The organism is Undibacterium sp. Tian12W, assembly GCF_049339405.1.
Classification (GTDB): domain Bacteria; phylum Pseudomonadota; class Gammaproteobacteria; order Burkholderiales; family Burkholderiaceae_D; genus Undibacterium.
Genome location: NZ_JBMPPK010000002.1, coordinates 131,650 through 156,734, shown reverse-complemented (window position 1 = coordinate 156,734; position 25,085 = coordinate 131,650). Strand labels below are relative to the sequence as shown.

Below are 25,085 nucleotides of genomic sequence, written 5' to 3'. Positions count from 1 at the left end.
AATGACAGAGAAATCCAACAATTGGACTCGTGAGCAACTTTTGATTGCCTTCAATTTATATTGCCAGCTTCCTTTCGGCAAATTTCATAGCCGACATCGTCTAGCAGTTTCCCCTTGATTGGATCAGGAAATGTGGAGGGAATAAATTAGGTTTCTCGTTAACCTTTGATTCAGGTGTTAGTTCGTGTAATAACAAACTCGATTATTTTTTCTATTGCATCATAACTAGCCAAAAAAAACTCGCGACTGTCATTTAAGCGGTATGGTGCGAGCATCATATGTGCCTCAGTTTCCAATTTTCTAGCCTGTGCGTGACGCCATTTTTTAATAACTAAGAAAGCCAATGGAACGCCCGTTGCCGATGAAAGTTGTATAGCACGTTCACTAGAGTCTCCATCTGTAAATCCGACCTTGAAAATCTGCTCTTTCATGGCAGCACACCGCATTACATACAACTCCCCCGCATCAGAATGAGTCTCCGCTTTTTTAGACCGCGCTTCTTCAGCGATTCTTGCCGACGCTTCAAGATACTGCTCAATTTTGACTTTAGCTGAACCTAACGTGTCCTTTAAGAAAATTGTGGATGTGGTCGCATCGACGTGTTTCCATTTGCTTGACTCTGAGATCCATGTCTTTCCAAGCACGCGATTGCCATGTCTATCGATACCATATTCGCCGTCGTTTAATCTTCGCCAGTGTCCTTCCGTCTCTATTTCATACTGAGGTAAATTTACCCTCGTAATGGTCAAGTTGGGGGCTACACTATTGGTTTCTATAGCGGGGATCACAACATAGTCAGTACTTAATCCCAATCCGCCTTTCTTTTTCGGAAGACGTTGACGAGATTTATCTGTGACATCCTTACTTAATGCTAAACGTGTATTGAAATACATTGGAAGCTGAAACAGTCCTTCGGCCAGTGACCACAAAACTGCCGAGCGATTGAAACGTTCAATCATGTTTGACATTGCTTTGTTCTTAGTTTCGAAATCCCTAAAGTCTGAAAAAATCTCCGGGTCGTCGCATACAATATCGAATGAATTCTGATATTCAGCGAGATAGCAGCGAGAGATATGTTTCTTTTCCACAATATCAAACTCACCAGTAATGATCGTTCTGATATGGGTGCTGGTTCCTTCCAAGGGCTTCGGTTCTCCCAATTTGAAATCATTTTTTGCCACAATTTCGGAGAGAAATTTTTGTTTTAGGGGAGATATTTCCTTTAAATTAACTTCTTGCTGGCTAGAACATCTTATTTTCCACTCATCTTCATCTAATGCCTCGCCCCCTATAAGATACCAATGAAGCGACTTTGCTCGTCTAATAATAGAGAAGCCGGAGATTAAAAATTCTCTTCCTTCCCCGTTAAGGAAGGCAGTGTCATTTATTGACCCATTCGTGGAAAAATGGAATATTTGGTCTTGTGGAAGAGTTAGAAGTGAGGAAACATCAAAGCCATCACTATCTCCAGAAGTAAGGTAATCAAAATAATCCTCAATATAGAAGAGATGATTGAACTCTTTCTCTGTTTCTACGTAAGGAGCAACTTGCTTAATCAATTTAAGATGAAGAAAAGGCTCAAAATAATTGAAACTTAGCGGCTGTGTATAAATCCCGGACGACGCATATCTATTGTTATATTCGAACGCCATCTCACGTAAAATTCTATCCGTTGGAAATTTTGCCCCTGACTGGAATAGCTGGCTCATTACTCTTCTGTATTCTTGAGCCAATTGCTTGCCTTCCATAGCCAATCTCCTCCTTTGCTTGCGAGGCAAGTTATCGAAAAAAGCCAAGGTTCCATTTCCGTTGAGAAGACGCCGGTGATCCATCGCGCCTATGGGATTTATTTTTCCAAGCTCGCTTAGGCGAATTTTTTTGTTCGACATATTCTTTTGGCCTATTTTGAAAACTTGCCGCATCCATTGGTCAAATCCGATTCTTTTCCTTCGTAACTTAATAATCCTCTCATCCAACCAATATTATCCCTTGTACATTTATGTTTGGATATTGGTGCAGTAATCGGCTTTGCGTCAAAGAAACAATAGGTACAACTCTTGTGACAAAGTATCAAAGACACTGCGATAGCCGTCAGTTCAATGCTGCATTATTTGCGAGTATGTTAGCTTGATTGTCGGAACAAAATGTCAAGGCCATCGTACCCAGCCAAAGCGACTCGCCTTGCGCCTTGTAATTGACCTTGAGCTCTTTCATGATGGGCTCTTCAGTTTGCGATACGCGCGCTGCCTGACTTGCACTGCAGACTTTGCCCGCATCTCTTCTATGGTATTGGTTTGCGGCACCAGAACTGTCTGCAAATCTGGCGTGGCATTCAATGATTCAAGTATGCGGACAAAATTGGCCAGAGTGCATTTGCCAGTGCGTTCAAAACTGCTGACAGTTTGGGCCGAGATGCCTGTGCGTTGCGCCAATTCTTCTACGCTGATATTTAACAGCAAGCGACGCTCACGCGCTCGTTCGCCGAGTTTGAGGCAAATCTCATCAGGTAGGAGTAGGGAGAAATCCATTGGTTTTATATAGATTATGGTTAGATAATCTAACTTTCCAATAGAATTATACTGGTTATGATGCTGGACTAGGCCTAATTTTTTTGAGCAAATTATTCTGTAAATTGTTGCTTCTCTATTAATACTCATCCTCGTTGTTGCAAGGATGAGGGTATCGTAGCATGCTAATCAGACAATCAACTCAACCCGCCTGATCCACTCTCTCCAGTCTGCCCGTACTAGCTCCCCAGCTCCTCAATTTATGCCCCTTCACCGCATAAAAGAAAATCATCAGATAACAAGGCAGCATGACCCAGTAGGCGGTTTGGGAGTTGCCTGCGTCTGAGAATTTACCGTACAGCATGGGCAGCAGTGCGCCGCCGGCGATGCCCATGATAAGCAGGGCGGAACCGGCTGCCGTGTATTTGCCCAGGCCTTGCAGGGCCAGTGGCCAGATGGATGGCCAGACCAAAGCATTGGCCAGGCCCAGCATGGCGAGGAACATCACGGTGTTTGGTACGACCGGCACGCCTGCCCAGCCGACTATTGCCTGGGCAATGCCGGTGTCCGTGGCGGAGCTGGTGGCGACGCCAACGGTGAACAGCAGGCCGCTGATGGCTGAGAACATCAGGGCGGTTTTTTGTGTCATCAGTTTGGGGATCGTCGTCGCACCGAGGATGTAGCCTATGACCATGAAGCTCATGGTGTATGAGGTCAGCACGGTGTAGTTGTGCACACCGAGGTTGCGGCCATACAGGCCTATGGTGTCACCGGCGATCACTTCGACACCGACATAGGCAAACAGCGATAATGCGCCCAGTACCAGTTGCGGGTATTGCAGCACGCCCCATTTAGTGACTTCGGGCTGGTTTTTTTCTTCTTCTGCCCGCAATTCCGGCAGTGAAGAAAAATGCACGATGAGCATGACCACCAGCAAGCCAGCCGCCATGATGGCATAGGGATAGACCAGGCGCGATGACAGTTCTGAACGCAAGGCCAGACGGCCAGCATGATCAAGTGCAGCAAGTGCAGTGTCAGAATATTTTTCTATACCGGACAAGATCAATGCTGAAAATACCAGTGGCACGACGATGCCTGCACCCTTGTTGAACAGGCCCATGATACTGATACGCATGGCGGCGCTTTCGCGTGAACCTATGCAGACGATGTAGGGGTTGATGGCGGTTTGCATGAGCGTCATGCCGGTGGCCAGTGTGAACAGAGCGAGCAAAAAGAAGGCGTAGTAGCTGGTCTTTGCGGCGGGAATGAATAACAATGCCCCCACTGCCATGATGCCCAGGCCCAGTGTCATGCCATTTTTGTAGCCGGTACGGCTGAGTATGGCGGCAGATGGTAGCGCCATGACGGTGTAAGCGATATAAAACGCAAACGTCACCCATAGCGCCTGAAAATTATTCAGGTCGCAGACTATTTTTAAAAACGGGATCAGCGAGCCATTGAGCCAGGTGGCAAAGCCCAGGATAAAAAACAAGAGGCTGATAAAGAACATGGCAACGACCACATCCTTTGTTGATCCCGTTGCTTGATCATTGTTGTTCATGAGGTGTTCCAGACATATTTTAAATGGTCACTTTGAGCTGACGAACTATCATCGTCCTTGCCGGGACATCGGGCAAAAAAGCCTCCCCCACAGAGTGATCAGGGGAGGCTTTTTGCTACTGGCCTGGATTACTCCTGGCCATCATCATGCAGATCAGAACTTGGCCCTGACACCTACGCTGTAACGTGCGCCGTTTTCATACACGCCAACTGGCAGACCATCTGTGGTGTTGGTGCGTATTACAGAATTGGTCAGGTTGACGGCTGTCGCAAACAGGCTGATCTTTGGTGTGATGTCCCAGTTGGCTGTAGCGTCCCACTGACCATAGGCGCTGGTGACATCCTGGCCGCCTTCATCCAGACCACCGTAGGATTTGGAACGGTAGTTATACGACAGGCGGAAGCTGATGCCATTCTTTTCATAGTAACCGCTGGCATTCAACTGATTGCGTGAGTTGCCGATGACATTCAGTTTTTGTCCGCCAGCGATGGAACCTGCTTTAGCATCAGTGAACGTGTAGTTCACGATGGCACCAAAGCCGTTACCAAAAGCCTGTTGCCATTGCAGTTCCAGTCCATTGATGACCGCGCCATTGTCGGCATTATGCGGACGTGTTACCGGGCGTGTTATGCCACCGACATTTTCTTGTGCGGTAGAGGTGTAGATGAAGGTATCCAGGCGTTTGGTGAACAATGTTGCAGACAACATCGATGCATCAGCGAAATACCATTCTGCACCTATCTCTGCCTGGTCAGCATGATAAGGCTTGAGCAAAGGATTACCTGCAGTTGCTGCATTGGTGGTGCCGCTGACTTCTGTACTGGCGCTGAGGTCGCTGTAGGTGTTACGTGCCATGACGCGGGCTATGGCACCGCGTATGATCAGGTCTTTGCGCAAGTCATATACCACGTTCAGACTGGGCAAGACATCGTTGTAAGTACGTGTCGTGCTGCCAATGACGTAGTTGCCTTTGCCTGTCAGGTCTTGATAGGCTTCGGATGTCTGTTCAGTCTTGACCAGGCGTACACCAAAGTCACCGCGCCATTTGTCGATGGCATAGTCCGCCTTGACATAGGCTGCAGTAATTTTCTCTTGTATCTTGTAGTACTCGCCCTTGGCTTCGTTATAGACCATGCCCTTGTCATACATGGCAAAACCCTTGCTCGCAGCCAGTGCATCATTGACCCATGCATATTGCGTCAATGAGCCAGATGTAGCAGCAGCCTGGCTCAGCAGTGGTGACGGGCCAGTAGAAAGATCAGCCAGGCTGAAAGACTGCCAGCCTGGACTATCCGGTCCTACCGTGCCTATGGTGCGGTGATTTTGCACGGTATTGTCGCGGTACTTTACGCCCAGCTTGATGTCCTTGATGAAGGAACCAGTCAGGTCCCAGGTCAGATCGCCCTGCACATAGTTCTCTTTGCTTTCCATCTTGCGTACCCAGTCACGCGCATTTTGCAGCGTGAGCTTGGTTGGATCGAGCGGGCTCATGTCGAGGTAAGATACTTCATAAGTATCTGGTGCAATATTCACAGTGGCGCGGGTATTGCCAGTGAACCAGAAGTTACGGTCATGCTTGCTGCCACCCTCAGCAGAGGTGGAACCTAACTGGCCGTGCAGTTTCCAACCATCGCCTTCATAATTGCCTTCCAGATCGAGTATCTTGGATTTGATATAGGCTTCACGATAGATAGGTTCAAACGACACGCCAGTTGTCGGGCCGACTGTGCCGCCGACCACGGCCTTGGTGCCATCAGAGGTCGTGATGAAACGTGGATTGGTGATATTGATGACATTTTGCTTGTTGGCCAGGCCACCTATCTGCCAAAGGTAGTTCTGGTTATTATTATCCATGTTCATGTCTGAATTGATGTAATTCAGAGAGATATCGCTGTCACGGTTAGGCTTGATCTGCAGGGTCACATTGCCAGTCGTGCGTTCACGGTCCTGGCGGAAAATCGCTGAACCACCACCCCATGATGCATAAGCGTTCGGTGTCGCTACATTGTTTTGATCGATGATGGTGTATTTGGTGGAATCAGTAAAATTCTCCAGACCATCGCGGCGCATGGTGCGTTTTTGTTTACTCAGGGACAGCAAGATACCCAGCGTGTTTTCATCATTCTTCCAGTTCACCAGACCAGAGATTTGTGGGTCAGTCTTTTTGGGCAAGTCAGAGTAAGTTGCTTCCAGTGAGAATTGCGCGGTCAAGGGTGTTTTGAATTGCAAAGGCTTGCGCGTCTTGACATTGACCAAACCGCCTATGCTGCCCTCATCCAGATCAGCAGATGGGCTTTTGTAAACATCAAGACTGCCTACCAGTTCAGAAGGCAAAATGTCATAGTTGAAGCCACGGCTTTGTGAATCGTTTTTCCACCAGTAAGCTGAAGCGACTGACTGACCATTCAACTGCGTCATGTTCAGGCTTTTGTCGGTGCCACGTACGAAAATGTCGCGGCCTTCACCCCAGGTGCGGTCGACAGAAATACCGGGCACGCGTTGCAGTGAATCGGCGACGTTTTTGTCCGGGAATTTACCGAGGTCTTCTGAATTGACTGTATCAACAATATTTTGTGAATCGCGTTTGCCAGCAAGGTTTTTTTTCAATGTGTCGCGTATGCCGCGCACTTCTACGACTTGTGAACCTGGTGCAGTTTCTGGTGTTTCATCGGCAGCATAGACAATATTAAACGCGGTGGTGCTGACGATCAGGGCAATCAGTTGCGGTAACAGCTTCTTCTTGAATACGGGGGTGTTCATGCAAATCTCCTTCAGTTAGTTTTACTCGTTGGTATCACATCTTCTTCTTTTGGCGCAGCAATTTTGACCTCGTTCTGAATTGCTTTAATCAAGGCAAAAAATCTTTACTATCTTCTCTAATGCTGGAATCTTCAGTTGCGCATCAAGCGCTAAAAAAAGCCGACGCCGCGCTGGGCGTCGGCAAATCAATCATACGACTTGGGGGAGGTATGATCTTAACGCTTGAACTCTCATCGTTTAAACTTACTTGCACTTGCAACACTGTTTTGTATTCTTGCAGCGGCTTCTTTACCTGTGACCGTGCCATTCAAAAGATCGGCATTCACATTCCATAATTCCTGTTCCATGCTCGGCTGGCCACGGTTCAATATCTGTGCATTGACACGTATGCTGGATTCGCACGCTGTCCGCCACTCCATCATTTGCTTGCCTATCGGGTCACGCACTGCGATCAGATGATTCGACAACGAAAAAAATCCGGTGACGCGATTGGTATACAGGTCAGCAAATTCTTGTGAGCCCAGCCATTCGAGAAATTTGTAGGCATCTTCTTTATTGCGTGATTTTTTGTTGATGCCTATGCCTATGTCCATGTGATCGAGGATGTAGCACTTGTCACCGGCTGCGCGCACGGGTGGTGCAAATACACCAAAATCCAGGCCCTGTACCTGATTGAAATAAGAGATATCCCAGGAACCGACGGGGTAGACTGCTGCCTTGCCAGAAGCGAATTGATGCTGGCTGTCGCTATAGGTTTGCGTGCTGGCCGTGCTGGGCAGATACGACCCCAGCTTTGCCGCATACTCAAAGGCGGCGACATACTGTGCATCAGTAAATCTTGCCTTGCCTGCGATAAGCGCCTTGCGGCCTGCTTCACCATGCCAGTAGTTGGGGCCTATACTGGTGAACAGAGTTTGTGTGGCTTCCCATTTTTCTGCAGTACCCAATGCGAGAGGAACATAGCTGCCATTCTTTTTTACCGCATCCAGCACCGTCAAAAATTCTGCCTGAGTTTTTGGCGCCTGCAGATTGAGTTTCTTGAAGATTTTTTTGTTGTACAAGAAGCCGTGTATGACAGAAGCCACCGGCATGCAAAAAGTCGCTTTTGCGTCATCGGTTTGCCAGGCCAACAGGGCTGTTGCTTCAAAATGTTCCATGCCCGGTTTGCCATCCAGCTTGTCCAGATAACCCTTGTTATATAAAGACTGCGATACATCAAAAGGGCGGCAAGCTACCAGGTCACCGGCGGTGCCATTGGCAAAATGTGCTTGCAGGCTGCTGTCGTACTCTGTCGGTGTGGTAGGTGCAAAGCGTATCTCTATGCCGGGGTGGCGTTTGGCAAATGCCGGTATCAATACTGTCTCCCACAAGGCCTTGTCATCCACGCGCCAGCTTTCCAGGACGAGCGTGCCAGCATTGGCTGTGCTCATCATGGCGGCGGTGCATAACATGGCGATGTGGCAGATGCGGTTCAAAAGAAGACCTTTATTGAAATTTTTTTAGTAAATGAATCAACGTACGCACCTTTTGTTCCCTCCCTTTCAAGGGGAGGGTTAGGGTGGGGATGGGTTTCGGTTGATTGACCTGAAGTCAAATTGTGATAGAAACCCATCCCCATCCCAACCTTCCCCTTGAAGGGGAAGGAGTTTCAACAGCTTTGCAAATACTCTTCATTCATCGATTTATCGATATAAATGAATTACTTGAAACCGATACTAGCAATGCGATGAATGTAATGCCACTTGCATATCTGTTTAGTGCATTTTTTTATAAGTGTTTGATTTTTTGGAGTTTTGTGTGAACTGGTCAGGTGAGCAGCTTACAAATCCTTACCCGCTTTTTTTGTCGGTATTGCTGTGCACTAGGGTGTGAATAATTTACAGGCGTGTGAATTCCTAAGCTGGCAAAACTTAACTTAAGAATTCCTTACAAAACTTTACAAAAGTCTGGATTCAGGTGTTGTGAATCGTGCAGAGAGACCTGAGCTTGTCCGTACGTGACAAGCTGGAACAGGAAAGGATGAATGGGAGAAGTGCCAGGTCAGGCGGTGTCTTCGTTAGGCAGGGTGATGATAGCCTTCAAGCCGCCTTCAGCATGATTTTCCAGCACCAGCGTGCCGCCATGGGCTTCGATGACGCTGCGGGCTATACCCAGCCCCAGACCCATGCCGCTTTCATTCTGGTTGCGGCCATGTACCAGACGTACATAGGGATCGAACAGGCTGGGCAGAGCGTCTTCCGGCACGCCGGGGCCGTGGTCGCGCACTTCTATGATGACGCTATCAGCAGCCGCACGTACGCTGATTTCTGCGCGTTCGCCATAGTAAAGGGCATTGTCAAGCAGATTGCCTATTGCACGTTTCAGCGCCAGTGGTTTGCCATGGACGGTCACACCTGAGTCTGCAAAATCCACATTGTGCTTGGCCAGATGGGCGCTGCGTACCAACCTGCGTATCAACGGGTCGAGCCTGACTTCGGTGGGGTTTTCATGAATGTCGCTATCTTTCACGCATTGCAGAGCACCCTTGACCATCATGTCGAGGTCATCCAGGTCTTCTTCAAATTCACCACGCAAGACATCATCGTCTAGCAGCTCTGAACGTAGTTTGAGGCGCGTGATAGGCGTGCGCAGATCATGTGAGATAGAGATGAACAGGCGTTCACGGTCTTCGATATAGCTTTGTATGCGCTGGCGCATGGCGCTAAAGGCGCGGGCGGTGTTGATGAATTCCTTGCTGCCGGTCTCTGGCAAGTCTGGTACCTGCTCACCTTTGCCAAAGGCTGCTGCCGCATCTGACAAGGCCGCCAGTGGCCGCGTGATCCAGCGTACCACCATGATGGAGAGCAGTAATACCGCAGCCAGTGACAGGCCCTGCAAGACCAGGCGGTCAAAGGACAGAGGATCATTGCCCTTCAAAAAATAAGGATTGGGCATGAGCGCAGCCAGGTATAACCAGTTGCCCGGTTCCAGCTCGGTCTGTATCACCAGCACTGGCGCGGGTTCAGGTTTGATCAGCAGGATATGCTGCACCCAGCTCTCAGGCAGGTCGGTGATACGCGTGCCATCGACAGCCGTAGTCAACTGATCTGGCCAGGCAAAAGCCAGCTTGAATTCAGGGTATTGCGGCAAGTCAGACTTGAGGGTATTGCCGACCTTGCCCAGCACTGTATGCGCCAGTGCCTGCGGTTCTATTTCTGTGATGGGGACATAGGCATTATTTGCCTGTACAAAAAAACGGGTGCCTCCCATCTCGCGGAATTGCTGTATCAGCACGGTGCGGTAATTAGGCGGCAGGCTGCGAAAGAACCGTATCGCACTTGATGCACTGTGCGCCAGGTATTGTGCTGCCGTGGTCGCTTCTATTTCGGCCTTGGCGCGTTGCTGGGTGGTCCAGATGGCGCTACCCACGAGTTGTGTCAGCAGCACGCCACAGACCATGACCAGCGACAAACGGCCCAGCAGCGATTGTGGCAGCCAGCGCCTCAGCATGATGGCAGCTTCAGGCACTGGCCACGCTCACGTCAGCAGAGAATACATAGCCAGCACCGCGCACGGTCTTGATCAGGGTAGGTTGCTTGCTGTCATCCTTGAGCAGCAGGCGCAGGCGGCTGATCTGTACATCGAGTGAGCGGTCCAGTGGGCCGGCATCACGGCCACGGGTTTCTTCTGACAGCACATTGCGGTCGAGTACATCACCCGGGTGTTCGACAAAATACTTCAGCAACTGATAATCCAGCCCCGTCAGTGCCACCAGTTCTCCAGTGTTGTCAGTGACCTTGCGCTCTATCAGGTCCAGCGTGAAGCCGAGGAAGCGATAATAACGCGGTGCTGCTGCCACGTCGGCAGAGCCAGTGCGCCGCAAGATCGCCTTGATACGCGCCAGCAGTTCGCGCGGGTTATAAGGCTTGGCGATGTAGTCATCGGCCCCCAGTTCCAGCCCGACAATGCGGTCAGTGTCGTCTGAGCTTGCCGTCAGCATGATGATGGGGATATTCGATTTTTGTCGCACGACCTTGCACAGGGCAAAGCCATCGGTATCGGGCAACATGACATCAAGTATCACCAGTGACAACTGATTCATCTGGCTATTGAATTCAGCGACAAAGCTCTCGCCATTGTGCGAAAGTATGACTTCATACTGATTTTTCTCCAGGTAGGTTTTCAGTAATACCCTGGTTTTCTGGTCATCATCAACGATCAGTATTTTGCGTGTCATCTTTGTCTGCCTCACATCTTATAGGTTTTGTTTTTTATTATTGCCAAATGTCTTGTACATCGCCACCAGCCTGGCCTGGGTGTCGGCTGGGCTGACGGTGGCATCGATAAAGTATCTGTGTATCACGGCGATGATGGCATCTTTACTGGTTTCATCGGTAGCCATGCGGTGCACCAGGCTGGGGGCTTGCGTCGCCGCACCCTGGGCAAAGGCTGTCCATGAGGCGCGGGCACAGCTATCCATGCGCGCCGGGTCAGCATCACGCCTTACCGATACCGAACCCTTGACGGCATTGTAGTCAGCCTGCACTGCTGGCGTGGCGACCAGGCGGGCTAGTTTTTCCTGCGCCGTGATGCGCGAATAATCATTGGTGAACATCGAAAAAGTATCGACGCTATACAGATGGTATTTGCCTGTGCCTGGCATAGCTGTGCAGGAAAAAGCCTCGTCAGTGGCAAAACCGCCATCATTAAGCTCACCCTTGACCCAGTCGCCGGTGATCATCATCGCCGCTTCGTTTTTGGAAAACTGCTTCACCACTTCCGTCCAGGGACGTTCATCGACAGGATTATTCATCCAGCCTTTCATCTGGCGCAAGCGTTCCAGCGCATGGGCAAAGCGTTTGTCCATCACGGCCTGGGCATTTTGCTTGACGAATAATTCGCGGTGGTATTCTGGCCCGCCCTCGGCCAGTATCAGGTTTTCAAACAGGGTGGCAACTTGCCAGGGTTCGCTACTTTGTGCCAGTGGTATCACACCCGCTGCTTTCAGCCTGGCTGCGACGGTGACCAGTTCATCCCAGTTTTCTGGTGGTGACAACTTCAGTGTGCTGAATATTTTCTTGTTATAAAACAGGGTGTTGATGCGATGTATGCCTAGCGGCGCTGCCACTACATGCTTGCGGTGTTGTATCAGGTTTTGTATGGTCGGGAAGAAACTGGTATTCCATTTATTGGCCGCCGCAACCTTGTCGAGCTCCAGCAAGAAGCCCAGGTCTGCCCATTCGCGTATCGAGACACCAATAATTTGCGTGACCTCGGGCGCGTCATTCGCCAGCACGCGGCTCTTCAACACTTTGCCCGCACCTATGCCTGCACCACCGGGTATGCCTGCATCGCGCCAGGTAATACCTTCATCCGCCATGCGTGCTGCCAGCAGGCTGGCAGCCTTGCGTTCGCTGGCCGAGGTCCACCAGTGCAAGACTTGCAGCGTGCTGTCGGATTGCGGTGTGGCTGCATGAACTTTGACTGTGCAAAATGCCACGCACAACACCCCAAGCGCCGCCGCCCTGGCAAAGCGCCAGGCTGGTGGTGATGCAGCGAGATGATGGGCGGGCGAAATCAAAAGAGCTTTTCCGGGCAGGTTATTGCAGCAGGGAAATCAGGTTTTCAGGATTGATCAGGAAGATCAGGCCGGATGCATATTACCAAAGGGGGCAGCTTTCTGGTAGGCATTGTTCTTTTGTGTACACAATCACGTTTGAGATGTAACGCCTTGTTATGCTCACTGTGGAAGTGGTCACATATCCGTAAAATCGTAGGTTGGGCTACGCTTCATCAGCCCAACACTGGGCATTTAATAAACGTACACGTTATTCCCAGGCCGAGTGTTGGGCTGATGAAGCTTAGCCCAACCTACGGTGTACCGCATTTTTGATCAATCCCTTCTCCTCACCACCACCCTCTCCAGCAAATCAAATGCCCACTGCGTCAACAAAGCCAAGGCCGCGGCAGGCAAGGCACCTGCCAGCAACATCTGGTTGTCATTCAAGGCCAGGCCTATGGTGATGCGTTCACCGTAACCACCAGCACCGATGAAGGCGGCGATGGTTGCCGTGCCCACGCTCATGACTGCTGCAGTTTTAACGCCCGCCAGTATCATTGGCAGGGCCAGAGGCAAGTCTATATTCAACAGACGGTCTCGCGATGACAGTCCCAAGGCTTGCGCTGCCAGGAGTAACCCAGCTGGTACCTGCACCAGGCCTACACAGGTATTGCGGACTATGGGCAGCAAGGCATATAGCGACAAGGTGATCAGGGCAGGGACAAAACCTATTCTGCCCAGCAGGGGGATCAACATCGCCAGCAAGGCCAGTGAGGGGATGGTTTGCAAAATACCGACAGTCGCCATGACGACTTCACGCAAGCGCGGGGCAAAGGCGGCAATGATGCCCAACGGGATACCCACTAAACAGGCCAGGGCAACTGACAGCAATACCAGCGTCAGATGCTGCCAGGTCAGTTTCAAGAAATCTGCGCCAAACAGTTTGGACATGAAGCCAGCACGCTCCGTAGTTGCGGGTGACTTTGCCACAAATTGCTGCGCCGCCTGTGCAAAGCTCTGCCCGTCAATTTCTACTGTTGCATTCATCGCTATCATTTGCGCATTGTCTATCTTGCCCTCCAGTTTCTGTATGGCGGCCCAGGCTTGTGGGAAGCGCGCAGGCACATCCAGTCGGTACAGCAAGACGGCGTCATAACGCGGGAAGTAATTTGCATCATCCAGCAGCACGCGCAAGCCCAGTTGTTTGATCTTGGCATCGGTGGAATAAATATCGATGACATCTACCTGTTTGGCAGTCAGTGCTTCATAAGCGATGCCGTGATCCAGTCCGCTGGCTTGTTGTAGCAGATGATAGCGTTGGACCAGGCCCGGCCAGCCATCGACACGGCCTAAAAATTCATGGGAGAGGCCAAAGCGCAACTCGGATTTTGTCGCAAGATCAGTCAGCGATTTAATATCCCCGGCATCAGGCCGCATCGCCAGTGCATAGGTATTATTGAAACCCAGAGGCACGGCAACTCCTAAACCCTGTTTAGCCAGTTCCGCCTGCATCTCCTGCATGCTGATGGCGTTCTCATGTTTCAGTATCTCGGTATTGATAGTGCCCATGTATTCAGGGTAAACATCAATGCTGCCATTCTTTAATGCATTGAAGACGATGGCAGTATTACCCAGCCCTTGCTGGTGCAGTGCAGGACTATGGGCAACGGCAGTCTGCGTCAGAATCTCGCCCAGCACATAGGATTCAGTGAAACGTTTGGAGCCAACTTTGAGTGTATCGGCAGCCTGTGCCTGTACTGCAAAACTGCTTAGCAATAGTAGTTTAAAGGCTAAAGACAAAAGGTATTGCAGCCTGTACCAGATCAGCATGGGTTTATGCTCCGCTAAATTGTGATCGAAACTCCGATGGACGGTACCGTATTCTACATGCCGTTTGCAAATGTCCAATTCCACCCTGATTCTGGCTGAACTGCCGCTATTCCTGTGTCTGACACAGACCTACACTGTAAGCTCCAGATAAATCAGGAGTCGCCATGTCAAGCGCAGGAACTACGCACATACCAATTGCAGCAAGCACATTTAGCACTAAACAGGACATGCATGCCGATGACCCGCTCAACGACTTCAGCGCACGCGAAATTACGCTCAATGAAGTCAGCAAGCGTGTCTATGTTGCAGGAGCTGGGCCTGCAGTCATCGTCATGACAGAGATGCCCGGCATCAGCCCGCATGTGGCACGCTTTGCGCGCTGGGTGCGCGATGCTGGTTTTACGGTGTATATGCCCTCCTTATTTGGGCGCGATGGCGTGGTAGCATCGGCAGAAGAGGGAGCGGCTGTGTTTCAGAAAGCCTGTGTCAGTGCAGAGTTCCGCGCCTTTGCAGGTAAAGGTTCCAGCCCTGTTACGCTATGGCTGAGGGCACTGGCAAGGCTCGCGCATGAAGAATCTGGTGGCCCTGGTGTAGGGGCGATAGGCATGTGCTTTACCGGTAATTTTGCCTTGTCGATGATGCTGGAACCCGCAGTACTTGCTCCAGTAGTATCACAACCATCTTTGCCTATGGATGATCCGGCAGGTACAGGTATAGACGCTGCCGACTTGCAAGCCGTGCGCCAGCGCCTGGAGGCAGAAGATCTGACAGTTATAGCTTACCGTTTTGCCGGCGATGCATTTTGCCGTGCCCAGCGCTTTGCGGCGTTTTCAGAAGCCTTGGGTGAGCGCTTCGTCAGCAAGGTGTTGCCAGACAGCGCTGCCAATCAGGATACGGCGCCCTTTTTTAAACGCTACGTAACGACACCGCATAGCGTGGTGACCGCGCATTTGATAGATGAAGCGGGGCAGCCGACCATCGCTGCACGGGATGAAATACTGGCTTTCTTTGCCCACCGCTTGAAACAGACGTAAGAAGGAACGCGCAAAAAAAATGCCTGGATCAAAATCCAGGCATTGGCTTAATACTGTAAAAAGCTTACTTCTTGAATGCCGTCACAGCAGCACGACCAACGGCTGGATCATCTGTGAAGAAGCCATCGATACCGGCTTTCAAATAAGCCGTGATCTCAGCGATAGAGTCACCACGCTGCGTCAGTGAGGCGGGGTCGCCAAGGCGCATGCTGGGTGGCAGGAAAGGATTTTCCGGGCGCAATGTCCAGGTATGCACTTTCAAGCCAGCGGCGTGGGCATCCGTGACAAAGCTGGTCGCCGCGCCCAGTTCATTCTTCGTATCTCGCGGGATGATGACTTCCTTGTACGGCGATACAGCGTCGGCGTACTGTGCGATTTCTTTCAGACCTGCTGGTGTGACGAGGTCGGCATAAGTGCGGTTGCTGCCAGCAGCGATGAAGTCATACGGTGCATTGCGCGGTACGCCATTGACTGGCGGATTGAGCGGATTATCAACCAGTTGCACCAGACGCATGTCTGTCATGCCACGCAATTCTTTCAGGTTCGCCACTTCAAATGACTGAATGAATACCGCCGCATTTTTTCCCTTATAGCCATTCGCGACCAGTACATCGACCAGACGTTTTTCCAGAGGCAGGCCTATGGATTTGAAATAAGTTGGGTGCTTGGTTTCGGGGTAAATGCCAATGACGCGGTTCTTTTCTTTTGCTTGTTGCTTGACCAGGTCGATGACTTCTTGCAGTGTTGGTATTTCAAACTGACCATCAAAAACCGTGTTGGCAGGGCGGTTTGCAGGTATACGTTCCTTGGCGCGTATGGTCTTCAATTCTGCCAGCGTAAAATCTTCGGTGAACCAGCCAGTGACAGGGATGCCGTCTATGGTCTTGGTGGTTTTGCGGGCAGCGAATTGCGGTAGAGTCGATACATTGGTCGTGCCGGTGATGTCATTTTCATGACGCGCGACCAAGACACCATCCTTGGTGGCTACGAGGTCAGGCTCAACAATATCTGCACCGTCATCTATTGCTCTTTGATAAGAAGCCAGCGTATGTTCAGGGCGCAGTGCAGATGCACCACGGTGACCAGTGACGGTCGGCAATGGTGGCCAGGACAGGCCTGGATTCTGGAAATCTACAGGCTCAGTGCTGCTGCCACCGCAGGCACTCATGCTGATTGTTGCAAAGGCCGCACACAGCAAGCGTGCAGCATGTTTGGGTAAATGTCTCATCAAGATGTTCCTCAGGATTCATTACAAAAAATGAGGCCAATGCAATTGGCCTCATATGCGTAATACCGTCATGACGGCGTTGGCAGGAATGTAAGGGCTAAGAGTTACCAGATGATGACTTAAGGCAATGCCTTACAAATTGTTTCACCTCAAGATTCTCAGGCATTTCAAATAAAAAAGGCCAGCCAAAACTGGCCAGCCTTTCATGCATATACGTGCATTACACGTACTACAAGCGCATATATTATGCAGCTTGCAGGCTAGGATAATCCGTATAGCCTTTTGCGCCTGGTGTATAGAAAGTCGCTGCATCAGGTGCATTCAAAGCCGCGCCTTGCTTGATACGTGCAGGCAGGTCAGGGTTAGCCAGGAAGCTGGTACCAAAAGCTACCGCATCCAGTGTGGAATTACTGATCGCTTGCGCAGCTTCGTCGGCGTTGTAACCCATATTGCCGATCAACACACCTTTGTAATTGGCGCGTGCAACAGTCAAGACATCACCAGTCTGTGCCTGGAAGAAGTCAGAACGCATCACATGCAAATAGGCCAGGTTGAATTCATTCAGACGTGTCGTCAGATAAGAAATCAAAGCCAGTGGCTCGCTATCTTTCATGCTGTTATAGCTGTTGATCGGTGACAGACGCAGGCCGACTTTATCAGAGCCAATTGCAGCACTGACCGCTGTCAATACTTCAAACAAAAAGCGAGCACGGTTTTCTATGGAGCCACCATAGCTGTCAGTGCGCTTGTTGGCACTGTCACGCAGGAACTGATCAATCAGGTAGCCATTCGCACCATGTACTTCAACACCATCAAAGCCGGCAGCAATCGCATTTTTTGCACCTTGTGCATAAGCTGCAACCAGAGCAGGGATTTCATCGAGACGCAATTCGCGTGGCACTGCATTTGGGATTTTACCGTCTGGTGTATGCACTTCGCTGTCAATCGCGATGGCGCTAGGGCCGACGTTTTCAACACCGTTGTTGAATGCAGGGACAGCAGCGCGGCCAGCGTGCCAGATCTGCATGAAAATCTTGCCACCTTTGGCGTGCACAGCTTCAGTCACCTGTTTCCATGCAGCGATTTGTTCTGCATTGTAAATGCCTGGTTCAGCATAGAAAGCGGATGTATTTTCAGCCACCATGGTGCACTCAGTCACGATCAGGCCTGCTGTAGCGCGCTGGCTATAGTATTCGGCCATCAGGGCGTTAGGCATGTGACCTGCATCCGCACGTGCACGTGTCAGCGGGGCCATCAGGATGCGATTAGCGAGGGATACAGAACCGGTTTGCAGAGGATTGAATAACATTTCTTAATTCCTTTATTGGGCGTGTTGGGGGCAGCAAAAATCGATGGTAAAACTCATACGGGCAACTTATATGGGCAAACCTATGGCAAAACTTATTGGGTAAGCAAATCCACAACTCCATGTATAGCCAACCCAGGGTACTTCAAGATAAAAATTAGACTGGTCGTCTAGAAAAAACTGATAAAAATAAATGCTTTATTACTATTGTATGCAAGTAAACAATATGTTTCGAGTTTAGAGGTTGATGCAAAGTTAAGCTGGCTAGGCTATCGCTAAGGAGGCATCTCTTTCAAGGGATGCCCGTTTTGTCGGCAGACAATATATTGTCTGAAACCCCGACTTCACCGACGCTGCCGCAGACAGTACTTTAGTACAAGTTTCACAAGCAGGCAGCGCAACAACGCCAGATTAACTTTTCATCGACCTCTACAGCTTGAGCATCTTGCGGGTGGCAAGCATGGCGCTTTCCAGCGCGCTCATGTCACGCCGCATCTTGGTCAGCAAACCCGCACCCAGCCACATCTGGTACAGGGTCAGCGCGCATGCATCAGCATCCAGGTCTGCGGGCAGCGAACCATCGATGATACCCTCGCGCATGCAATCGGCCAGTTTGGCAATGATACTGTCGGTACCACGTTGCAAGGTGACGCGCATGGCTTCAGACAAATCAGACACCTCACCACCGAGTTTGGTCGCCAGGCACTGGCATTGCACACCTTCACCCGGGCGCTCCGGTAACCAACCCTGCCAGTAACGCATGAGGCGCTTGGCTGCGGGTATGTCCTGATTTTTCAACACCACATCAACTGCTGCCAGGTAGCCGGCAAAATAATCTTCCAGCAAAGCTTCGCCAAATAATTCCTTGGACTTGAAATAATGATAAAACGAACCCTTGGGCACTGCCGCCGCCTTTAATACCTCGTTCAAGCCGACCACAGAAAAGCCCTTGCCCAGGATAATGGGTTTGGCTGTATCGAGGATATGCTGCCTGACATCGGTGCGCGGAGTGTTCATGGTTTGAATTTTAAAACAAATTAGACCAGTCGTCTAGTGATTTTTTTGCAGAAAAAATGTGTCAAAAAGGGACGAGAGCAGGTAAATAAGATTGGTCAATGTTTTGAAAGTGGATGTCATAGGCCGCGTATATTGAGTCGCTTGATTGGTTGGCAACAAACGCCGCTGGGCTCCAGCCTGCACTCACTATTGTCCAGAATAGTGTCCTTGACAAACAATCACGAGTAAATTCCCTCCCTTTCAAGGGGAGGGTTAGGGTGGGGATGGGTTTCGATCGATTGACGGTAAATGAATTTGCTACAGAAACCCATCCCCATCCCAGCCTTCCCCTTGAAGGGGAAGGTGCTTTAAGCACGGCCCTTTGCAAATAATATTCAATTGCACAATTAAGTCTCCAACGCAGAAAAATCGCTAGGACACTCCGTGTACTCGATGTTCAGAACGAGAATTATGCCGGACAGCCGTGTCCGCAGGCTGGAGCCCAGCGGCTTTCGCTGATCATCATAGACATCTTTTGCTGGCAAGCACCAAACCTGAAGTTATCGTAACAAAAGCTGCAAGCGCCCAAGCTGTCACCCGCCAAAAAACTCCGCATGTATCGCCTGCAAAGCCAGCTTCCTGTCCTCTTGCTGTACCAGCATATATGCGGCCACCTCGCTGGCACCTGCCGCCGCGAGGCACACATGTACGCCAGCCGCAATCGCTGCCGACAAAGCACGGCTGGCAATTGCGCCGCCTACATCAGACGCTTCAAGTACGCCATCGCCAACCACGGCGACAATCGCCACATCCGCGTTGCGTGACACTTCCACTACACCGGCCAGATGATGTTCCACCAGCGCAGCGTAAGCCGCATCCAGATGATCACGGGATACCAGGATATTGATGGCAGTCTGCGCCGTCAGCACGCTCTTGATATTGATGCCGCTGGCATCCAGGGTATTGGTCACCTGCGCCAGGATACCGGGTTTGAACCCCACACCAGGGCCGTGCAGTTTCAGGATCGCCACGTCTACTGTCGAGGTGACGCTCTTCACCACGTCACGCGTCACCTTGCGTTGTGCATTGATGACGGTATAGGGCAAGAGACCACGTTCAGGACGGGTAATGTTCAAAATACGGATAGGGATATTCTGGTCAAACAAAGGCTCTACCGTACGCGGATGCAAAATCTTGGCACCGAAGTAAGAAAGCTCTGCCGCTTCCAGATAATTCAATTGCGTTATTGTATGCGGCGCGCTTACTGTACCTGGGTCGGCACTGAGGAAGCCATCTACGTCCTTCCATACATCCAGTGATTCTGCACCTATGCAGCAGGCGATGGATGCTGCCGAATAATCAGAGCCGCCACGGCCAAACAGGGTCGCCTTACCATCACGATCTACCCCATAAAAGCCCGGTACGACGATGACTTCATTGCCCTGCAATGCCTTCGAGACAACCGGGGCGCTCGCATCAAAATCGCAGGCGGCATTACCAAATACGCCATCGGTGACCAGGCCTATATCTTCTGGCAGGGCTTCGCGTGCGCGTATGCCGTGGCTGAGCAAGACTTCAGTCAGCAACAGGCTGGACAGGCGCTCACCATAGCTGAGGATGGCATCATTAACGAAGGTAGGCACATCACCTATGCAGTGTATGCCGGTCAGATAACGGTCAAGCTGGTCAAGGCGTGCTGACAAGGCTTTTTCTATGCGTGCGCGGTTGGTGGCATCGCTGATATTGGCTTCCAGTATCTGTTTTTTCAGGGCTCGCAGGTTTTGCGTGTAATCCCGGCTTTCGGCCAGGGCGGCTGCGGTACCTGCACCTTCCCTTGCAGCTTGCACGCAAGCGATGAGGGCATTGGTAATGCCATAAAAGGCAGATACCACCAGCACCAGCGGCTGTTGGTAAGTTTGCACGACATTGACAACGCGGTTGATATCTTCAGGCTGGCGCAGATTGGAGCCACCAAATTTAACGACGATTTTTTTCATTGCAATTTCCAGGACAGGGATAGCGTGTTGATCACAGACATCCCGCAAAGTGCGAAATGGCATATATCGAAACAACAAGGGTAATGCAGCAGACCGGGCAGGTCAACGCAGTATCCATCTTCATCCAGCAAGCAGGCAGTAAAAAGCAGCAGTATTCCAGCATTTGATCTGGCACTGCGGCCCTTATAGTCGCATCATCGCCGTGACTGCGCATGTCAAATTCTGTACCTCACTTGCACCCCTTGCCAGACATCATGAAAAAATGCCACAGCCTTGATCATCCTTATTGCACACACTGGGTGGCAGAGGGTGAGTCTGTATGTGCGGCGGGCCATGCACAAGCTGCCAATCCCTTGCGGCGTGAATTACTGCATGCATCTGCCGGCAAGCTGACAAAAAAAACAGATGCGCATGCGCCAGCCAGCCTGCAGCTGCATTTCAGCGGCTATGACCCGCGTGCCGCCGGTGGCCGCCAAACCCTCAGGCTGGAATTGCGCGGCATCTTGCCGGCAAATGTCACCATCATTGAAGTGCAGTTACGTTGCGAGCTTATTGCCGCAGGCGCAACCAGGCAACGCCTGTTGCGTACTGTCTCTGGATTATGGCAACCTTTGCTAATCAGTTTTTCATCGAAAAACAAGGAGCACGGGCAATACCCGATTGAAATCAGCTTGTCGCACGAGCAAGAACCCATGGCCAGACGCAAATGGCTGTGCACCAGCGTCATCTTCGTGCCACGGGCCGACGCCACGCTGACAGAGATACACAGTGTCTTTCTGGCTGCACAAAAGAATGTCAGGGTCATTGCAGAAGATGGTGCGATTGCCACACTCAGCGGGCTGGGCCAGTCTCATGCTTATGCGCAGGGCAATATGAATATAGAAATCAATGCCAAAGATGCGTCGGTGGCCAAGCTCGACATGCTGCCACCTTCAGGCAAATATGAAATCGCCATGGGGACAATAGCCTGGGATGAAGAACTCATTGAAGTTGCGGCAGATGCATCAACCGCCGCACCCGGGCTTAAACAAATACCAGCGCTGACGGCAGCGCCGGACAGGGGAGCAGCAGTCAAGCCGGTAACTGGCAAGCCAGCAACAAAGTGCGCGAGTCTGGCTACCAGTCATCATCAGCCATACAATAATATCCGCCTGTTCGCCCTGGAACAATACGTGCTCGGCCGTATGGAAGAACAAGCACAGGCCGATATCCAGCTTAGCCACAATACCAATAACCCGGCAGAAAATGCCAGGCTGACACGCCGCATCAGCGCCCGCCATGCCATCATCCGCAGAAAAGGTATGGTCGCAGAAATCACTGATGTATCACGCTATGGCACTTTGCTGGATGGCATGGCGATGGAAAAAGACCAGGTCTATGCTTTGCGCGCAGGCATGCAAATCGAGTTTTGTGCTAGTGTCAGGGGCATAGTCAAATTGCAGGTCATGGCAATCCTGCTGCATGCCATTATTCTCAGTGACCTGGATGTCAAGACAGGGAGCGGTCTGCTATACCTGCTCAAACCTGAAACAAGGCCGATGGTATCGCCACCAAATATGCCAGTAGGATTGCCGCTGATATTTCATTTTCAGGATGCGTTCTGGAGCAGGGATATGCTTACTGCTCAGGAAAACACGCTTGAAAACAGGCTTGAAAACAGGTTTGATACTGATGCAGAATTAAAGCTGCTTCCTCCAGTGCCATTGTCAAATCCCTATCCAGGAAGGATAAATGCCCGATAGCGCTACTGAGTGAAGCTGGCCCAAATGACAATGGCATTGAAAATTTTTGTTAATCCAGCCAATTTGCTTTACATTGACTGAGCGGCATTTACTTAGTGAGGCTGTGTGGAAACGGCATGTTTTTTCCATACAAATCACGATCTGGCCCTAAAACGCCCCTCTGTTCCCGTCTTTCAAATCCAACCCCGGTGCTACCATTTTTGCTCAGGTGCATGATGTTCCCTCGTCCCCGCACCGCGCCGCGATTGAAGGAGTTCCCATGTTCAGCATCTTTGCCAGTTCCAAACTCAAGTGTCCCCAGTGCGACCATCACAATATACATGATGCAATTTATTGCACGCATTGTGGCTTCATGCTGAGCAGCCCACGGCATGAGACGGTATTGCGTCACAATCGCTGGCTACCAAAAGAGAATGAGGTCGCCATGTATTTTGGTGTGCGTCCACTCAGCAGCATCACAAAACAAGACTTGCATATCCCGGTCAGCGCGCGCGCCTATATACTGCAAGAGGGCCAGTTTGTCGAACTGCTGGCAGGCGACTATATAGGGCAAGACATCAGCAGCCAGCTCATGGGTTTGCAGACCGACAAAGCGGCAGAAATCTTGCTGACGCGCCTGAACCCTTTTGCCCTGTTGTTCAGTTTTGAAGACCTGCATACCGCAGAGTTTTTACCAATTGCGGCCAAGTTTGTCATCAGCGTCAAGATTGCGGATGTACCTGCGTTTGCCAAGCATTTCATGGCTGCACCGGGCATCATCACTTGCCAGCAATTGCAACAATTGCTGGAGCCCATGGTGCGCCAGATTGCACTTGAATTTCTGGGTGCACAATCCTTGCGGGACTTGCAAGACAATGCCCATCTGCGCCAGCAACTCGATGAGCGTTTGCTATCGACATTGAATTTGTCGATTGCGGAATATGGTTTCGTCGCGACCCAGGCTGTTACCCGCGAAGTACGGCATGACAAGCTGACAGATGGCAGGGAAAAGCTCAGTGAAAAAATAGGCAGCATGCATCTGATCATCGATGGTCAGCGTGCAAAACTGGAACAAAGCAAGCTTATCGATGCACTCTATACCAATAGTGAATGGCAAAAAATCGCCAGACAGGAAGAGCAAATCCGCCTGCGTTACCGCCATGAAGAAATGCGCCAGCAGTTTGGCAAGGACCTGGGCTGGCTCTACATGCAAGGCCAGGCAGAAGATGCAAAAAAACGCCTGAGCCGTGCCAAGTTGCGCCAGGATGAAAACGAACGCCTGCAAACCATACGCGCGCGTGAGCTGGAACTGTATGGCCGCATTGCCGATGCCACGACCCGCAAGCACGCGCTGGAACGCGGTGCCGCAAACACGATCAAAGAACTGGAACACGGCCTCAAGCAGAAATCCGAACATCGCCAGAACGAGGCAGACCAATGGTTGCATATACGTACCATGGCACGCATCAAGATGCGTTCAGAATCAGAAATCACCCAGTTGCAGGGCAAGGAAACTGCACAACTGATGCAGCAAAAAATCCAGCATCAGTTAAAAAAATTCCAGCTTGAACACGAGTTTGCGCAAGCCAGTTTGATCGCTGATCAGGAGCAGCAAAAAGCCCAGACAGAATTATTGCGCCACAAGCAAAACCAGTTGGCACGCCGTGAGCAGGAACTGGAAGATGAAGAACAGAAAAACCGCCTGATACTGATCAGCATAGAAGCAGAAGCCAAGGCCAGGGAGTTCCAACGCATACAGGCATTGGAAGAAGAATTGCAACAGCAGCGCACCCGTGCGTTGCAGCGTGAAGACAGCATCAGCGATGTGGATACTGCATTCAAGCTCAGCCAGGTGCAGGAAAAAATCAATGATATCAAGCGTAACGACAGCCAGGCTGATGCCATGGCCCAGCATGAAAAACTGCTGACGACCTTGAAAGCCCATGCCCTGTTTGAACAACAAACGCAGCAGCAACAACATCAGGCCAGACTGGCCGAAGTAGAAGTGGAAACCTTGCGCCAGCAACTCAGGCAGCAAGAAGATGAACGCCGCTGGAAAAAAGAACTGCAACAGGCAGAGGCAGAGCGCGCTGATAAATTCGCCAGACTCAGCCTGGAACGTGAACAGCGCCAGGCAGAGCAGGCACATGATGCTCTGCTGGCACGCATTGCCATAGAACGCATGAATGCCATCGCCAACTTTAGCGAAACCGGCAAGATCGCCACTGCTGATCCAGCCAATGCCATTGCACTGGCCGAGATCGTCAAGGTACAGGCACAAGCCAGTCTGACGGCTGAACAAATCCTCGCCATGCAGGCGGGCAGTTCAGAACATACTGCCAATGCCATGAGCGCCTTGGCCAGTGCGCAGCAAGGCATGAGCTGGGAGCAGGCCGTCAAGATGCTGCAAGAGCGCATACAGGATGAACGCGGGCAAAGAGAAGCTGAACAGCAAAGGCGCCATGAGATAGATCTCAGCATGGCGCAAAACCTGGTCAGCCGTGTAGCACAGTCTGGCCAGGCAGGCAGGAAATAAGTAATTAAAGAATGTAGCCAAGCACAACAAAAATTGATGTTAAGCCCTATACCACTTTGAAGAACGCAGC

General features: G+C 50.9%; 17 protein-coding genes. 3 read left to right on the top strand and 14 right to left on the bottom strand.

From position 1 onward, the window contains the following. Window positions 1-170: 170 nt before the first annotated feature. The 10 genes from ACO0LI_RS02750 to ACO0LI_RS02705 form a co-directional block, all read right to left on the bottom strand. Window positions 171-1,889: a GIY-YIG nuclease family protein gene (locus tag ACO0LI_RS02750; protein ID WP_423030672.1), complete on the bottom strand. Its 1,719-nt coding sequence runs from the start codon at window positions 1,887-1,889 to the stop codon at window positions 171-173. A 202-nt stretch (window positions 1,890-2,091) separates the two neighbouring features. Then, on the bottom strand, window positions 2,092-2,214 hold the full coding sequence (locus ACO0LI_RS02745; RefSeq protein ID WP_423030670.1) for a hypothetical protein: 123 nt from the start codon (window positions 2,212-2,214) through the stop codon (window positions 2,092-2,094). Continuing rightward, complete coding sequence (locus ACO0LI_RS02740) at window positions 2,211-2,528, bottom strand: helix-turn-helix domain-containing protein (protein WP_423030668.1); 318 nt, start codon at window positions 2,526-2,528, stop codon at window positions 2,211-2,213. The genes ACO0LI_RS02745 and ACO0LI_RS02740 overlap by 4 nt, the downstream gene beginning before the upstream one ends. Before the next feature lie 181 nt (window positions 2,529-2,709). Further along, on the bottom strand, window positions 2,710-4,068 hold the full coding sequence (locus tag ACO0LI_RS02735; RefSeq protein ID WP_423030666.1) for a sugar MFS transporter: 1,359 nt from the start codon (window positions 4,066-4,068) through the stop codon (window positions 2,710-2,712). A gap of 153 nt (window positions 4,069-4,221) precedes the next feature. Then, a complete protein-coding gene (locus ACO0LI_RS02730) occupies window positions 4,222-6,828 on the bottom strand; it encodes a TonB-dependent receptor (RefSeq protein WP_423030664.1) in 2,607 nt (868 codons plus the stop codon). Window positions 6,829-7,058: 230 nt separating this feature from the next. Further along, the gene (locus ACO0LI_RS02725; protein ID WP_423031058.1) at window positions 7,059-8,279 is read right to left on the bottom strand and encodes an ABC transporter substrate-binding protein; all 1,221 of its coding nucleotides are present in this window, start codon (window positions 8,277-8,279) and stop codon (window positions 7,059-7,061) included. A gap of 589 nt (window positions 8,280-8,868) precedes the next feature. Further along, window positions 8,869-10,317: an ATP-binding protein gene (locus tag ACO0LI_RS02720; protein ID WP_423030662.1), complete on the bottom strand. Its 1,449-nt coding sequence runs from the start codon at window positions 10,315-10,317 to the stop codon at window positions 8,869-8,871. A gap of 10 nt (window positions 10,318-10,327) precedes the next feature. Next, entirely contained in the window at window positions 10,328-11,044 is a 717-nt protein-coding gene (locus ACO0LI_RS02715) for a response regulator (RefSeq protein ID WP_422952418.1), read from the bottom strand. Window positions 11,045-11,062: 18 nt separating this feature from the next. After that, window positions 11,063-12,388, bottom strand: a complete 1,326-nt coding sequence (locus ACO0LI_RS02710; protein WP_423030660.1) for an ABC transporter substrate-binding protein — start codon at window positions 12,386-12,388, stop codon at window positions 11,063-11,065. A gap of 312 nt (window positions 12,389-12,700) precedes the next feature. Then, window positions 12,701-14,197, bottom strand: coding sequence for a glycine betaine ABC transporter substrate-binding protein (locus ACO0LI_RS02705; RefSeq protein WP_423030658.1), 1,497 nt, complete (start codon window positions 14,195-14,197; stop codon window positions 12,701-12,703). A gap of 227 nt (window positions 14,198-14,424) precedes the next feature. On the opposite strand from ACO0LI_RS02705, the gene ACO0LI_RS02700 reads away from it, so the two are divergent. Then, complete coding sequence (locus tag ACO0LI_RS02700) at window positions 14,425-15,231, top strand: dienelactone hydrolase family protein (protein WP_423031056.1); 807 nt, start codon at window positions 14,425-14,427, stop codon at window positions 15,229-15,231. A 64-nt stretch (window positions 15,232-15,295) separates the two neighbouring features. Here ACO0LI_RS02700 and ACO0LI_RS02695 read toward each other — a convergent pair whose 3' ends face one another. From ACO0LI_RS02695 to ACO0LI_RS02680, 4 genes are all read right to left on the bottom strand, one after another. Next, window positions 15,296-16,459: a glycerophosphodiester phosphodiesterase gene (locus tag ACO0LI_RS02695; protein WP_423031054.1), complete on the bottom strand. Its 1,164-nt coding sequence runs from the start codon at window positions 16,457-16,459 to the stop codon at window positions 15,296-15,298. A 244-nt stretch (window positions 16,460-16,703) separates the two neighbouring features. Beyond that, window positions 16,704-17,768 (bottom strand): alkene reductase, encoded by a 1,065-nt coding sequence (locus ACO0LI_RS02690; protein WP_423030656.1) that lies wholly within the window; start codon window positions 17,766-17,768, stop codon window positions 16,704-16,706. 426 nt (window positions 17,769-18,194) lie between these two features. Further along, on the bottom strand, window positions 18,195-18,782 hold the full coding sequence (locus ACO0LI_RS02685; protein ID WP_422952413.1) for a TetR/AcrR family transcriptional regulator: 588 nt from the start codon (window positions 18,780-18,782) through the stop codon (window positions 18,195-18,197). 572 nt (window positions 18,783-19,354) lie between these two features. Next, complete coding sequence (locus ACO0LI_RS02680; protein ID WP_423030654.1) at window positions 19,355-20,758, bottom strand: aspartate kinase; 1,404 nt, start codon at window positions 20,756-20,758, stop codon at window positions 19,355-19,357. 212 nt (window positions 20,759-20,970) lie between these two features. Here ACO0LI_RS02680 and ACO0LI_RS02675 point away from each other — a divergent pair, with 212 nt between their 5' ends. Continuing rightward, window positions 20,971-22,500: an FHA domain-containing protein gene (locus ACO0LI_RS02675; RefSeq protein WP_423030652.1), complete on the top strand. Its 1,530-nt coding sequence runs from the start codon at window positions 20,971-20,973 to the stop codon at window positions 22,498-22,500. A 259-nt stretch (window positions 22,501-22,759) separates the two neighbouring features. Beyond that, window positions 22,760-25,015 (top strand): hypothetical protein, encoded by a 2,256-nt coding sequence (locus ACO0LI_RS02670; protein WP_423030650.1) that lies wholly within the window; start codon window positions 22,760-22,762, stop codon window positions 25,013-25,015. The last annotated feature ends 70 nt before the right edge of the window (window positions 25,016-25,085 follow it).